This window comes from Roseivivax sp. GX 12232, from assembly GCF_021272185.1.
GTDB lineage: Bacteria > Pseudomonadota > Alphaproteobacteria > Rhodobacterales > Rhodobacteraceae > Roseivivax.
In genome coordinates this window covers 395265-409947 of sequence record NZ_JAJSEC010000003.1, presented here as the reverse complement: position 1 = coordinate 409947, position 14683 = coordinate 395265, and the positions used below count along the sequence as shown (strand labels likewise).

At 69.8% G+C, this 14683-nt stretch carries 12 protein-coding genes; all 12 read right to left on the bottom strand.

What is annotated here, in order from left to right:
• Window positions 1–163: 163 nt before the first annotated feature.
• The 12 genes from ftsZ to LR948_RS08325 all read right to left on the bottom strand — a co-directional run bounded on the left by ftsZ (window position 164) and on the right by LR948_RS08325 (window position 14585).
• Window positions 164–1828 (bottom strand): cell division protein FtsZ, encoded by a 1665-nt coding sequence (ftsZ, locus tag LR948_RS08380; protein WP_232753542.1) that lies wholly within the window; start codon window positions 1826–1828, stop codon window positions 164–166.
• Window positions 1829–2001: 173 nt separating this feature from the next.
• Window positions 2002–3336 (bottom strand): cell division protein FtsA, encoded by a 1335-nt coding sequence (gene ftsA / locus LR948_RS08375; protein WP_232753541.1) that lies wholly within the window; start codon window positions 3334–3336, stop codon window positions 2002–2004.
• Window positions 3337–3340: 4 nt separating this feature from the next.
• Entirely contained in the window at window positions 3341–4147 is an 807-nt protein-coding gene (locus LR948_RS08370) for a cell division protein FtsQ/DivIB (protein ID WP_232753571.1), read from the bottom strand.
• A 47-nt stretch (window positions 4148–4194) separates the two neighbouring features.
• Complete coding sequence (locus LR948_RS08365) at window positions 4195–5109, bottom strand: D-alanine--D-alanine ligase (protein ID WP_232753540.1); 915 nt, start codon at window positions 5107–5109, stop codon at window positions 4195–4197.
• A gap of 98 nt (window positions 5110–5207) precedes the next feature.
• A complete protein-coding gene (murB, locus tag LR948_RS08360) occupies window positions 5208–6131 on the bottom strand; it encodes a UDP-N-acetylmuramate dehydrogenase (protein WP_232753539.1) in 924 nt (307 codons plus the stop codon).
• An 839-nt stretch (window positions 6132–6970) separates the two neighbouring features.
• Window positions 6971–7225, bottom strand: coding sequence for a DUF2484 family protein (locus LR948_RS08355; protein ID WP_232753538.1), 255 nt, complete (start codon window positions 7223–7225; stop codon window positions 6971–6973).
• 149 nt (window positions 7226–7374) lie between these two features.
• On the bottom strand, window positions 7375–8775 hold the full coding sequence (gene murC, locus LR948_RS08350; protein ID WP_232753537.1) for a UDP-N-acetylmuramate--L-alanine ligase: 1401 nt from the start codon (window positions 8773–8775) through the stop codon (window positions 7375–7377).
• Window positions 8776–8857: 82 nt separating this feature from the next.
• Window positions 8858–9955 (bottom strand): UDP-N-acetylglucosamine--N-acetylmuramyl-(pentapeptide) pyrophosphoryl-undecaprenol N-acetylglucosamine transferase, encoded by a 1098-nt coding sequence (locus tag LR948_RS08345; protein ID WP_232753536.1) that lies wholly within the window; start codon window positions 9953–9955, stop codon window positions 8858–8860.
• Window positions 9956–10007: 52 nt separating this feature from the next.
• Window positions 10008–11174 (bottom strand): putative lipid II flippase FtsW, encoded by a 1167-nt coding sequence (gene ftsW / locus LR948_RS08340; protein WP_232753535.1) that lies wholly within the window; start codon window positions 11172–11174, stop codon window positions 10008–10010.
• A 396-nt stretch (window positions 11175–11570) separates the two neighbouring features.
• On the bottom strand, window positions 11571–12098 hold the full coding sequence (locus tag LR948_RS08335; protein WP_232753534.1) for a peroxiredoxin-like family protein: 528 nt from the start codon (window positions 12096–12098) through the stop codon (window positions 11571–11573).
• Between the two features lie 386 nt (window positions 12099–12484).
• A complete protein-coding gene (locus LR948_RS08330; RefSeq protein ID WP_232753533.1) occupies window positions 12485–13246 on the bottom strand; it encodes an alpha/beta fold hydrolase in 762 nt (253 codons plus the stop codon).
• Between the two features lie 79 nt (window positions 13247–13325).
• Entirely contained in the window at window positions 13326–14585 is a 1260-nt protein-coding gene (locus tag LR948_RS08325) for an MFS transporter (protein ID WP_232753532.1), read from the bottom strand.
• Window positions 14586–14683: the final 98 nt, after the last annotated feature.

The window sequence follows — 14683 nt, the reverse complement described above, 5'->3', positions numbered from 1 at the left end:
AGGTAAAGACCCGCGCCGGATGGCTCAAATCAAGTATTACGACCGAATGAAACATGACCCGTAACATTGCGGCGGCACCCCGCCCATCGGGGATAAATACCTGGAATACAAACAAAAACGCCCCCGGAAATCCGGGGGCGCCTGGGTCATTCGTGACCGGTTTTCAGTTCGCCTGGCGCCGCAGGAAGGCGGGAATCTCGATCCGATCCTCGTCTTCCTCCTCGTCGTGGCTGGTCATCGGGTCGGGCTGACGGGCGTGCATCGGCGGCTGGGTGCGGCGCGCGGGCGCGGCCGATCCTTCGCCGTGATGGCCGGTCATCCGGTTGATCAGCGAGTTGATCCCGAAGCGCGATTTCTCGGCCTCGCCACCGGTGCCCCGCTCCTGTCCGCGCGGTGCTCCGCGGCCCGCGGGGGCCTCGTCACGGGCGCGGTCGGCGGCGGCCTGAAGGCGCGCCAGCGTGTCCGGCGACGGCCGCCCGGCGGGCTGCTGCTGGCCGCGCGGGGCGACGAAGGCCTCGGCGTTCTGGTCGACCGCGTCGGGCTGCGGCTGGAACTCGGCAACGCGCGGCTGGTAGGCCGGCGGCGGCAGGCCGTCGTCGCCCTGGGCCGCGTGCTGCTGGCCGTCATCGTAGGAGGGCGGCAGCTGGCCGTCGGCGGTGCGCTGGCCTTCGAGGTCGGTGAAGAGCGAGGGCTCCTCGTCCTCGTAGGTCTCGGCGCGGACCGCGCGGGCGGCGGGACGCTGGGCGGGCTGCTGCGCGGCAGGGGCCGGGGCGGCGGCGGGCGCCACTTCCTCGACCTCGTCACCCTGGTTCAGGGGCTCGCGCAGGGTGCGGCGCGGGACCGGCACCTCGGCCTGTTCTTCGCTGACGTCGATGCCGGTGGCCACGACGCTCACGCGCATGCAGCCTTCCAGCGTGTCGTCGAGGGTCGAGCCGACGATGATGTTGGCGTCCGGGTCGACTTCTTCGCGGATGCGGTTGGCCGCCTCGTCCAGTTCGAAGAGCGTCAGGTCGTGGCCGCCGGTGATGTTGATCAGCACGCCGCGGGCGCCCTTGAGGCTGATCTCGTCGAGCAGCGGGTTCGCGATGGCCTTCTCGGCGGCCTGGATCGCGCGATCCTCGCCGTCGGCCTCGCCGGTGCCCATCATCGCCTTGCCCATCTCGTCCATGACCGCGCGCACGTCGGCGAAGTCGAGGTTGATGAGGCCCGGACGGACCATCAGGTCGGTCACGCCCTTCACGCCCTGGTAGAGCACGTCATCGGCCATCGAGAAGGCCTCGGTGAAGGTGGTGCGCTCGTTCGCCAGCCGGAAGAGGTTCTGGTTGGGAATGATGATCAGCGTGTCGACGACCTTCTGCAGCGCCTCGACGCCGTCCTCGGCCTGGCGCATCCGCTTGCCGCCCTCGAACTGGAAGGGCTTGGTCACGACGCCGACGGTCAGCACGCCCAGCTCGCGGGCCGCCTGGGCGATGATCGGCGCCGCACCGGTGCCGGTGCCGCCGCCCATGCCCGCGGTGATGAAGCACATATGCGCGCCGGCCAGGTGATCGACGATCTGCTCGATGCTTTCCTCGGCGGCGGCGGCGCCGACGGTGGCCCGGGCGCCCGCCCCGAGACCCTCGGTCACCTTCACGCCCAGCTGGATCGTCGCCTGCGCGCGGCTTTGCTGCAGCGCCTGGGCATCGGTGTTCGCCACAACGAAGTCGCAGCCGTCCAGCGACTTCTCGATCATGTTGTTCACGGCATTGCCGCCCGCACCGCCGACACCGAACACGGTGATACGCGGCTTCAGCTCTTCGTGCCCGGGCACAGAAAGGTTCAAAGTCATCGCAAATCCGCCTGCTTGTTCTGGACCGGTTGCCAGCCCTTTTTCGCCTATTTCCCCCAAGTATTACCGATGGCAGCGCATCTCGTCACGTGAAAAACACGTATTTTCTACCAAATCTGGGAAATCAGACCCCCAGATTCGCGGTATTTCGCCGATTCAGCGATATCTTGCGGTTACCAATTATCCCTGAACCATTTTACCGCCCGTTGAAACGACCGCGCGGGCAGCCGTTCGACCGGGATCTCGAAGTCCCACCATTCGTCCTGGGGGTGCGCGGCAAAGAGGCAGAGCCCCACCGCGCTGGAGAAGCCGGGCCCGGTGGCGGCCTGCGGCAGACCGTGCACGCGCATCGGCCGGCCGAGCCGCACCTGCTGGCCGAGGATCTTCGAGGCCAGCCCGTCGAGCCCGGGGATCTGGCTGCCCGCCCCGGTCAGCACGATCTGCTGCGAGGGCAGATGGTCGAAGCCCGCCGCGTCGAGCCGGGCACGCGCCTCCTCGAGGATCTCCTCGACGCGGGGGCGCATGATGCCGATCAGCTCGGCCCGGCTGGCGGTGCGGCGGTCGTGTTCCCAATCGCCGGTCTCGCCGCCGATCTCGATCATCTCGCGGTCGTCCATGCCGGTGGCCACGACGCCGCCGTAGAAGGTCTTGATGCGCTCGGCGGTGGCCATGGGCACCTGCAGGCCCATGGAGATGTCCGAGGTGATGTGATCGCCGCCCATGCGCACTGCATCGGCGTAGATCATGTGTTTCTTCATGAAGATCGAGATCCCGGTGGAGCCGCCGCCCATGTCGATGCAGGCCGCGCCCAGCTCCTGCTCGTCCTCGACCAGCGCCGCGATGCCCGAGGCATAGGAGGACGAGGCCAGGCCCGCCAGCTCCAGGTCGCAACGCTTCACGCAATGGGCGAGGTTCTGGATCGCCATGCCGTCGACGGTGAGCATATGCATGTCGGTGGCCAGCTCCTGGCCGATCTGCCCGCGCGGGTCCGAGAGGCCCGAGCGGTGGTCCAGCGCGAAGTTCACCGGCTGAGCGTGCAGCACCTCGCGGGTGTCGCCGAAGTCCGGCACGTCGCAGGCCGAGAGCACCCGCGCCACGTCCTGTTCGCTGACCTGGGTGCCCTCGAGCTCGACCTGCCCCGCCAGCCCGTAGGAGCGCGGATCGGCGCCCGAGAAACAGGCGATCACGTGGTCGACCCGGATCTGCGCCATCTTCTGCGCCGCCTGCACCGCGGTGCGGATCGCGCGTTCGGTCTCGCCCATGGAGGCGACCTCGCCGAAGCGCACCCCGCGCGAGCGCGTGGTCGCCGCGCCGATCACCCGGAAGCCCGACTGCCCCGCGAGCGAGCCGACCCCGTCGCTGTCGAAGTCACGCTCGGTCCCGTCGAAACGCAGGATCAGGCAGGCGATCTTGGACGAGCCCACATCCAGGATGGCAACAACCCCGCGCTGCATGGCGGCCCGGCGCATGTTGCGCATCGCTCGCTGGGATTCGTACAGCTCGATCATGATGTTACCTGTCCCCTACCTCGATTTTTCTGATCCGCCGGAGTTCCTCCAGCGCGTATTCTGAGAGCCGGAGCGTCGGCCGTTCGGCCAGACGCAGGTCGACGGCGACGACATCCCGGCCCAGCATGTCGACCGCCTGATCCATGGCGATGGCCCGCTCCAGCGCGCGCACCGCGCCGGTCTCGGGCAGAAGGATGCGCTGGCCGCGGTCGAGCACCACGTCCCAGCGCCGCTCGCCGATCCGTTCGAGCCCACGCAGCCGCGCCTGCAGCGGCGCTGCCGCCGAGAGCAGCCGCAGCGCCTCGCGCACCTGGCGGTCGGCGCCTGCGCCCGCGATGACCGGCAGATCGGGATGATCGGCGCGCTCGGCGACGGGGCCGGTCATGACCCCCTCGCGGTCGAGAAGCTCCAGCCCCTGCCGGGTCCGCCACAGGACCACCGGCGCGCGTTCGATCACGTCGATCTGCAGGATGCCGCCCTGGCGGATGAAGAGATTGGCGTTCTTCACCGCGTCGAGCCCGGTGATCGTCTGGCGCATGGCGTCCAGCTCGAGATCGAAGGAGCTGATCGGGAAATCGAGCGGCACCACCTCGCGGATGTCCTCGGCCACGCCGTCGCTCGCGCCGTCGATGGCCATGAGCTTGACCATGAACTCCGGGCGCTGCTCGATCGCGGCGCGCATGTCGGCGAGCGTCAGCAGGAAGGCGTCGCGGTTCTCCTCGACCGAGAACCACCAGGTCGTCGCCCCGAAGGTCAGAAGGAAAGGCAGCCCGAAGCGCAGCATCAGCCGGTAGACCGGCGTGAGCATCATCCGCTCGAGCCGGTATTTCAGCCGCGAGGGCGCGGGATCGAAGCGGCTCACCTGGGGCACGAGGCATCCTCCACCATCCAGCGGCAGAAGGCGCCGAAGCTCATCCCGGCAAGCTGGGCGTGCTCGGGCGAAAGCGAGGTCGGCGTCATGCCGGGCTGGGTGTTGGTCTCGAGCAGCACCAGCCCCTCGGGGCCGCGGCGCTCGTCCCAGCGGTAATCGGTGCGGCTGACCCCGCGCAGCCCGAGCGCCGCATGGGCGCGCAGCGCGTAGTCGAGGCAGGCCTCGGTGATCTCCTCGGGGATCTCGGCGGGGCAGATGTGGCGCGAGCCGCCGGGGGTGTATTTGGCGGCGTAGTCGTACCAGCCCTCGGTGACGATCTCGGTCACCCCGAGCGCCCGGTCGCCCATGACCGTGGTGGTCAGCTCGCGGCCGGGCAGGAAGGCCTCGACCATGACCAGATCGGGCATCTGATCGTCGAGGACCGGCGGGCCGTTGGCATCCTCATGGACCAGGTAGACCCCGACCGAGGAGCCCTCGTTATAGGGTTTAACTACGTAGGGCGGCGGCAGCACATGGGCGGCCATGACCTCGGATTTGGTCGCCAGGCGGCTCTCGGCCACCGGCAGCCCGGCGGCGCGGTAGACCTCCTTGGTGCGTTCCTTGTCCATGGCGAGCGCCGAGGCCAGGACGCCCGAATGGGTGTAGGGCCAGCCCTGCCATTCCAGCAGCCCCTGGACGCAGCCGTCCTCGCCCCAGCGGCCATGCAGGGCGTTGAAGACGACATCTGGGGAAATCTCCGAGAGACGCGCAACGAGGTCGCGGCCGGCATCGACCTCGATCACCTCAAAACCCTCTGTCCGCAAAGCGGCGGCGCATTCCCTGCCGGAACTGAGTGAGACCTCGCGTTCTCGCGAGGGTCCGCCCATAATCACCGCCACTTTCGGGGTTGCCCTGCTCGACATCCCGAAACTGCCTCTCAAGTCGGGGCTTTGCCCCTATTCTTCTTTGCAACCTGCCTGCGATTGCACCTGGCGCCGGGGCTGTTCTGCCCTTCTGTCGCCTACGCGGGATCGCCCACGCGTCTGATTTCCCAGTCTAGCCGTATTCCGCTGTTTTGGAAAACCTTTTTTCGAACTTCCTCGCCCAATTCCTCGAGGTCGGCGGCGCTGGCGCCGCCGGTGTTGATCAGGAAATTGGGGTGTTTCTCGCTCATCTGGGCGCCGCCGCGGCGCGCTCCACGCAGGCCCGCCTCGTCGATCACCTTCCAGGCCTTGAGCTCCTGGCTGTCGTCCGCCCGCCCGGTCGAGGAAAAGCCCGCCGGGTTGCGGAAGGTCGAGCCTGCGGTGCGCTCCTTGGTGGGCTGGGAGGCATCGCGGCGGGCGAGCTGATCTTCCATCTTGGCGTGCAGGTCGTCCGGCGCGCCGGCGGGGCCTTCGAGGAGTGCCTCGGTCAACACCCAGCCCTCGGGCAGGTCGCTCTGGCGGTATTGCAGGTTCAGGTCCGCGGGGGTGAGGGTCACCACCTCGCCCCTCCGCGTCACCGCCGTCGCCTCGACCAGGCAATCGGCGAGATAGGTGCCGTAGCAGCCCGCGTTCATCCGCACCGCCCCGCCGATGGCGCCGGGGATGGTGCGCAGGAAGGTCAGGTCCACGCCCGCATCCGCCGCCTTGCGCGCCACATGGGCATCGAGCGCCGCGGCGCCGACGCGCAGGCGGTTCCCCGCCTCGACGGTGATTGTGTTGAAGCCCCGTCCGAGCCGGATCACCACCGCCCGGAGCCCGCCGTCGCGCACGATCAGGTTCGAGCCGACGCCCATGGGGAAAACCGGCAGGTCTTCGGGGAGGGCGGCGAGGAACGCGGCGAGGTCCTCGCGGTCGGCGGGCTGGTAGAACCAGTCGGCCGGCCCGCCCACGCGCAGCCAGGTCAGATCCGCCAGCGCGCGGTCCTGGGTGAGTTTTCCTCGGGTCTGGGGCATGTCGATCATGCGGCGCTTATCGGCGCGGCGAGACGGAGGTGCAAGGGGTGTGGGGGCAGGGTGGGTCGGCAGGCGCCTGCCCCAGTCCGCGGCGCGCCTGGCAGCTTTGGTGAACTCCTGGCGGGAGGGAGCGTCTGTTGGCCAGGTGAAGGCGAGAACGAACAGTCGTGCAGACTGACGCCCCTTAAAGCCGCCCCCCTGCCCTCTCCACCCATCCCGCCAGAGGGCGCGCCGGACCGGGGGCCGGCGCTGCTGAGCTCCGAGCGAGGCACTTTATCCCAGCAAGGTCAGGACTAGGGCTGATCTGCGCACGCCGCCCCAAGGAGCGCCGGCCCATCGGGCCGGTCCGGCGCGCGCCCGGCACCTTCGGTGCTATTCGGGCGCAAGGAGGCGTTTGTTGAGACGATCCACTCTAGTGGAACGGCGGTGCAGATGGGCACGCCTGAAAGCCAAACCACCGCCCTCTCCACCCACCCCACCAGAGGGCGCGCGCCGGACCGGGGGCCGGCGCTGCCGACCTCTGAGCTATGCGCTTAATCCATGCAAGGTCAGGACTAGGGGTGAGCGATGCATACCATCCCAAGGAGCGCCGGCCCAAGGGGCCGGTCCGGCGCGCGCCCGGCACCTTCGGTGCTATTCGGGCGCAAGTGGCGCCTGAGATTGCCGTTGGGGATGAGTTGGGTGCGGCGAGCGGATCGAGCGGGTTGGATCAGGTGTGCGCTTGGCGCTTTCGGTTCTGAATGGAACTCGGGGCGCGCGGCGCTCTTGGAGGGTAAGAAGCTTGATGCTCGGCTGTGAAGCAGCTCGGCAGCAAACCACCTCCCCGCGCCATCTCCGTCAGCCCCCTCCTAAACCCCGCGCCCCAAACGCCTCCGCAGCCAGGCGGCGAGGAAGCGCAGGGGCCAGCGCAGCATGCTGGCACCGGCGGCAAAGGCGAGGAGGCCCACGAAAGGCCCGTTCTGATAGGTCACGAAACCCAGGAGCGGGATGCCCAGCGCGATCAGCACATAGGCCCGAGTCCAGTGGTTGTCCCGCGAGGGCAGCATCGCCAGGAGGTTCGCCAGGAGCGCCCAGCAGAGCACCAGGATCAGCGAGGGGCTCACGCACCCGCCCCGCGAAGCCGAACCAAATCGAAATCGGGGCACTCGTGCCCCAGCCCCGCGATGCGGCACCAACTGAAAACCACGGCCCTCACGCACCCGCTCCCGGCAGCGCCACCGAACCGGCCATCAGGACCACCGCTCCCATCCCCTCAGCCCCCGAGCTGGGCCGGCAGGCCATGCGCCCAGGCGCTGATCGTGCCGGCGCCGAGGCAGACCACCATGTCGCCGGGGCGGGCCTCGGCGCGGACCAGGGCGGCGAGCTCTTCCTCGTCGCTGATCGCATGGGCGTTGCGGTGGCCGTGGCGGATCAGCCCGGCCACCAGGTCGTCGCGCGAGGCGCCGGGGATCGGGTCCTCTCCGGCGGCATAGACATTGGCTATGGCCACCACGTCGGCCTCGTTGAAACAGCCGCAGAAGTCCTCGAAGAGGCTCGAGAGCCGCGAGTAGCGGTGCGGCTGATGCACCGCGATGACCCGGCCGGTGGTGGCCTGGCGGGCGGCGCGCAGCACCGCCTGGATCTCGACCGGGTGATGGCCGTAATCGTCGATCACCGTGACGCCGCCGACCTCGCCGACCCGGGTGAAGCGCCGGTTCACGCCGCCGAACTTGGCCAGCGCCGCGCGGATCTCCTCGGCCTTCATGCCGAGATGCCGCGCCACGGCGACCGCAGAAAGCGCGTTCGAGACGTTGTGGTCCCCGGGCATCGGCAGGGTGCAGCCCTCGATCACCTGGCCCTCGGCCTGCAGCGCCACGTCGAAATGCGCCACGCCCGCCTCGTAGCGCAGGTTCACCGCGCGCACGTCGGCCTGGCTGTTGAAGCCGTAGGTCACCACCCGGCGGTCGGAGATCCGGCCGACCAGGCGCTGCACCTCCTCGTGGTCGGTGCAGCAGACCGCCAGCCCGTAGAAGGGGATGTTCGAGACGAAATCGGTGAAACCCTGCTTCAGCCGCTCGAAGTCGCCCCAGTGCTCCATGTGCTCGGGATCGATGTTGGTCACGATGGCGATGGTCGCGGGCAGGCGGTTGAAGGTGCCGTCGCTCTCGTCGGCCTCGACCACCATCCATTCGCCCTGCCCCATCCGGGCGTTGGAGCCATAGGCGTGGATGATGCCGCCGTTGATCACCGTCGGGTCGATCCCGCCCGAGACCAGGAGCTCGGCCACCAGCGTGGTGGTGGTGGTCTTGCCGTGGGTGCCGGCGACCGCGATGTTGGACTTCAGCCGCATCAGCTCGGCCAGCATCTCGGCGCGGCGCACCACCGGCAGGCCCTGCTGGCGCGCGGCGTCGAGCTCGGGGTTGCCCGGCTTGATCGCCGAGGAGATCACCACGACCTCCGCGCCCTCGAGGTTCTCACCGCTCTGGCCCTCGAAGATCCGCGCACCGAGGCCCGCGAGCCGCTCGGTGATCTTGGAGGCCTTCAGGTCCGAGCCCTGCACCGCGTAGCCGTGGTTCAACAGCACCTCCGCGATGCCGGACATGCCGATGCCCCCGATGCCGACGAAATGGATCGGGCCGACATCGGTCGGCAGCTTGGTGGCGGCGGCGTTCATGGGCGGAAGGCTCCTTTCTGGGCGCGGGTAGTGGCGCAGCTCTGGGCGCAAGTCTGGGCGCAGGTCTGGGCGGGTCTGAGGGTCACGGCCGGGCGAGGTCTTCGACCAGCTCGGCCAGGGCCTCGGCGGCCTCGGGCTTGCCGGTGCTCAGCGCGGCGCGGGCCATCTGCATGGCGCCGTCGGGATGTTCGAGCACGCTCTGGATCGCCTCGGCGCAGCTCTCGACCGAGAGCCGGCGCTCGGGGATGCGGATCGCGCCGCCGGCCTCGGTCAGCCCGCGGGCATTGGCGGTCTGGTGGTCGGCGGTGGCGGCGGCGAAGGGCACCAGGATCGCCGGACGCCCGATCACCGAGAGATCGGCCACCGAGGAAGCGCCCGAGCGCGAGATCACCAGCTGCGCCTCGCTCATGCGCGCGGGAATGTCCTTGAAGAAGGGCGCCACCTCGGCGTCGATGCCGTGTTCGGCGTAGAAGCCGCGCACCCGCTCGAGGTCCTCCTCGCGGGCCTGGTGGCTGACGCGCAGGTGGCGCAGGTAGTCGACCGGCAGGCTGGCGATGGCCGGGGGCACCACGTCCGAGAGCACCCGCGCGCCCTGGCTGCCGCCGATCACCAGAAGCGACATCGGGTAGTCGCCGGGCGGGATGTAGCCCGCGCCGCGCCGCTCGTAGACCGCCATGCGCACGGGGTTGCCGGTGTGCATGGCCTCGACGCCCTCGGGCAGCTCGGTCGGCCAGGTGCCGCAGGCGATGCGGTCGACGCGGGTGGCGAAAAGCGCGTTCACCCGGCCCAGCACGCCGTTCTGTTCGTGGATCATCCGCGGCAGCCGCAGCAGCGTCGCGGCGCTCAGCGCCGGGATCGAGGGGTAGCCGCCGAAGCCCACCACCACCGTCGGGCGGTCGCGCATCATCCGCCAGGTCATTGCCAGCGTGCCGCCGGCCACGGTGAAGGGCACCCGCGCCTTGGACAGGAGCCCGCCCCGGGCGAAGGTCCCCGAGGAGACCTGCTCGATCTCGACGGTATGCGGAAATCCGCCGGTGTAGCGCGCGCCGCGGGCGTCGGTGGAGAGTTTCACCCGCCAGCCGCGCCGCAGCATGACCTCGGCCAGGCTCTGGGCGGGGAACATGTGCCCGCCCGTGCCGCCGGCCGCGATGACCAGAAGCGGGGGAGTGCCCTCGGTCATATCTCATCCCTCCTATCCTGGCGCGCGTGCCGACCCGCGCGCGAGGCCCGGCTTAGCGCAGCCGCCCGCGCAGGAGGTCGCCGATCTCGCCCTGCGGCCGCGTCCGGGTGAAGGCGAGCAGCATGCCCACCGTAATGCCCATGGCGATCAGCGACGAGCCGCCGTAGCTCACGAACGGCAGGGTCATGCCCTTGGCCGGAAGAAGCCGCACCGCGACGCCCATGTTGATCATCGCCTGCACGCCGAACATGCAGGCCAGCCCGGTCCCGGCAAGCCGGATGAAGGGATCGCGTTCCTTCATCAGCCGCAGGAGCGACCGGACGACGACGAGCGCATAAAGACAGATGATCAGGAGGACAAGAACGAGCCCGTATTCCTCGGCGGCGACCGCGATGATGAAATCGGTATGGGCATCGGGCAGCGACCATTTCACCTGGCCCTCGCCGACGCCCACGCCCAGGAAGCCGCCCTCCTGGATGGCGTTGGTGGCATAGCCGATCTGGGTGGTCGGATCGATGTCGGGATCGAGGAAGCCGTCGATGCGGCGGGCGAAATGCTCGGAGTTGTTGTAGGCGACCATGCCGCCCAGCACCACGAGCCCGGCCATGCCGATCAGCAGCACCATGGGCGCGCCGCCGACGAAATACATCACCCCCCAGCCGAAGAGCACCAGGCAGGCCTGGCCGAAGTCGGGCTGCATGGCCAGCATCAGCACGATGGCCGTCACCAGGCAGAAGGACCAGAGCCGCCCCGGCGGGCCGCCGATGTCCTGCGCCGCGGCGATCATCCAGGCGGCGACCGCGAGGAAGGTGGGCTTCAGGAACTCAGAGGGCTGCAGGCTCGCGAAGCCCAGCGAATACCAGCGCACCGCCCCCTTGCCGAAGTCGGTGCCGAAGAACGGCAGGAGCGCCAGCGCCACGAAGGACACCAGGAACCCCAGGATCGCCAGGCGCCGCACCGTCGCGGGTGCCATCATCGAGGTGATGAACATCGCCCCCAGCGCCGCGAAGCCGAAGACCGCCTGGCGCTGGACGTAGTGGAAGGGGTCGAAGCCGTTGCGCTCGGCCAGGGGCGGCGAGGCCGCGAGACCCAGCAGGATGCCGATCGCGAAGAGAATGAGGATGCAGGAGAGCGACCACTTGTCGATCGTCCGCCACCATTTCGGCAGGATCGGCTCGCTGTCGCGCACCGGTACCGTGCCATATACCATCTCGGTCATGGGAACCGCCCGAATTTTCTGCCTCGATACGCCCGGTTGTCCGGGTCTCGGGCGTCATAGTAGCGGGCTTGCCGCGCTCAGGCCAGAGAAACTCTCGCCCATGCGCGAGCGGCCGCGCCCGGGGCGATGTCGCGGGTGTCGGTGGGTTGGGGGCGGTGCGTCTCAAGGGGCGCGGTCCCTGTCATTGGCTCAGGGAGGGGGGGCCTCGGAGAATGGGGGGTGTTTCGTCGGGTGCGGACGCTTCGCCCCGAGCGACGCACCCCGGATCAGCGGACCGGGGACGGTGCACCTCGTGCCGAAAGGCGGGTGTCTGGGGCGCACTCCCTTACCCCAAACGCAAGCGGCCGCGCCCTCGGAGGGACGCGGCCGCAGCTTGGGCTCGGGCATAGGCGTCGATCAGGCGGCCTTGCTGGTGCCCCGGATCGGGTAGTCCTTCTCGCGGATGAAGGAGATGCCCTTCATCACCTTCTGCAGGTCGGGCCGCGAGAAGGGCGCGTTGGAGATGTCGACGATCTGCAGGTTGCCTTCGGCGTTGACCACGTAGAGGCCGGGCTCGGCGAAGGGCTGGTCGGTCTCCTGCGGGCCGCGCGGGTCCGAGATGTAGAGGCCGAGGCGGCTCATGTCCGAGAGGCTCAGGTCATAACCGACAGTCAGCGAGATGCCGGTCTCCTCGACGAAGGCGCGGGCCTTGTCCTCGGGGTCGCCCGAGATCGCCAGGAGGTCGATGCCCAGCTCGGAGAAGCGCGGCGCCAGTTCCTGCAGCTCCTTGAGGTAGGTCTTGCAGATCGGGCAGTGCAGCCCGCGGTAGACCACGACCATCTGCCAGTCGTGGTCGCCCTGCGGCTGGCCGAGCTTGGCGGCGCCGCCCGAGAGGGTCGGCAGTTCGATGGCGGGAAGCGGTTGGCCGGGGTCGATGCGGGACATGGGTCCTCCGTGGATTTGCGATAACTCACAAGCCGAACGTGCCGCGCGCGACCGGGTTCCGCTTGATGCTCTGGTGTGAGGGGCTCGCGTGGCCAGAGGCGGGAGCGGCGCGCTGGGCAGCGGGCAGCGTGGGCGGCGCGGTGGGCAGCGGGTGGCGGGGCGGCGCGGTGGGCGCTGAGAACCAAGCGCCGAATGGCCGTCGGTGCGGCGCGGTGCGCTAGGACCCTGCGCGGACTGGTCTAGACTGCGGGGCGGCGGCTGGAGGAAACCAGGCGCGGACCGGCCGAGACCGCGGGGCGGCGGGCTGTAAGAAACCATGCACGGGGGCATCCAAGCCCCCTGCCCTTGCAAGGCCGCCCCCGGCGTGCGCCGACGCACCCCGCCCTTCACCCAGCGGCGGCGCCTCCCGCCAACACATCCTCGATCGCCACTTCGATCATCCGCAGGCAGGCGGGGTCCGAGAAGCGGTGGTCGGCGCCGCGCACCAGGCTCAGCCGCACGTCGTCGCCGGAGATGTGATCCAGCAGGCCCAGCGCGGTGGCGCGGGTGACGGCCTCGTCCTCGGTGCCCTGCAAAAGCCGCACCGGGTAAGGCATGACCAGCGGGCTGCGCATCACCAGGTTCGCCCGCCCGTCCTCGATCAGCCGGCGGGTGACGATATAGGGATCGCCGTAGTCCGAGGGCAGCTCGATCTGCCCGTCTTCCATGATCGTCTGGCGTTCGGCCTCGGAGAAACCGGCCCAGAAGCCCTCTTCGGTGAAATCCGGCGCCGCGGCGATGCCGACGAAGCCCGCGACCGCCTCGCCCAGCCGCTTGGCCAGGAGTGTCGCGATCCAGCCGCCCATGGAGGAGCCCACCAGCAGCACCTTGCCCGGGGCCGCCGCGCGGATCACCGCCTCGGCATCAGCGGCCCAGTCACCGATGGCGCCCTCCTCGAAGACACCGCCCGACTGGCCGTGGCCGGAATAATCGAGCCGCAGGAAGGCGCGGCCTTGCGCCTTGGCCCAGGCCTCGAGGTGCACCGCCTTGGTGCCCTCCATGTCGGACTTGTAGCCCGAGAGGAAGACCACCGTCGGCCCTTCGCCCTCGGTCTTGGCATAGGCCAGCTCACGCCCCTCGGGGCTCGTCAGTTTCTGGATCTCGCTCATCGTTCTGCCTCCGTCGCCTCGCGCGCGACCATGCCGGGCCGGGGCGGCGCTGGCCAGCCCCGGCGGATGCGTCACGGGCTCAGGCTTGTTCGACTTCGTTCAGACGCAGCGCCAGGACGGCGCCCGCGATCGACAGGAGCGCGAAACCCGCCAGGGCCGCCACGGGCCCCAACGCGGCCAGCGCGCCACCCAGCGCACCCACGACCAGGAGCAGCACCCCGATCGCGGTATTGGCCAGCGCCGCGTAAGAGGCGCGCTGGTCCTCGGGCGCCATGTCCACGAGGTAGGTCGAGCGGCTGACCCGCACCCCGTGGTAGCCGGTCTGCAGCACGAACAGCACCAGCGGCGTGGCCCAGACCGCCGAGGTCCAGCCCAGAAGTGCGGCCAGCACCGCGACGCCCATGGCGCCGCCGCCGACCAGCCCGCCCAGCGCCATGACCTGCCGCGCCGAGCGGTCCGAGAGCCGCCCCCAGACGAAGGAGGACAGGAAGCCCGCCGCCGCCGAGGCCAGAAGCAGCGCGCCAAGCTGGCCGAGCGCCCCGCCGCCCTCGTCGAGTAGCACGAGGTAGGGCGGCGCCAGCGCCGTCGCCGTGAGCAGCCCGCGCGTCGCGATGAAGCGGCGGAACTGCGCATCCTCGCGCAGCGGCGCGAGGTTCAGCGCCGCGCGGTCCTGCGGCTCCGAGGGCTGTTCCTCGATCCGGGTGAAGAGAAGCGCCGCCAGGAGCCAGAGCAGCGCCGCGAGGCCCACCGCCACGGCGAGCGGCGTGACCTCCTGCAGGAGCCCCGACATCAGGAGCAGCGCAAACAGCAGGACCGCCGCCGAGGCGGCCGAGCCCGCCACGCCCTTGACCGCGCCGCGGCGGGTCTTTTTCACGGTCTTGCCGAGGATGTCCTTGTAGCTCACCGAACAGGCCGCGCGGGAGACCGCCAGAAGCGCAAGGAGCCCGCAGATCACGAGCCCCCCGGTCCAGCCCTCGAGCGTCAGTGCGGCGCCCGCGATGCCGAGCGCGGCGAGACCCTGCCCCGCCGAGCCCGCGACCCAGAACCACTTCCGCCGCTCCGCGCCCTCGACCGGGCCGGCCATCAGCACCTGCGGCAGGAGCGCCCCGGCCTCGCGGATCGGGACCAGAAGGCCCACCAGCACCGCCGGCGCGCCGATCGCCTGCATCATGTAGGCCAGCACCAGCTTCGGCGAGATCAGCCCGTCGGCCACCTTGGTCATCGACAGCGACAGCATGTGGCGCAGCCCGTTCTGGGCCTCGCGCGCATCCGCGGCGCCCGCGTCGTCGGTCAGCGCGCCGTAGATGTCCTTGGCGTCGGTGTCGGTGATCTCGTTCATGCCGGTCCCCTCGGTAAAGATGGCCCAAACGCCGGCGCTTGACAGCCGGTTCCGCGCCGCGCAGAAGGCGGGGCATCACATAAAACCCGCAACCGGGC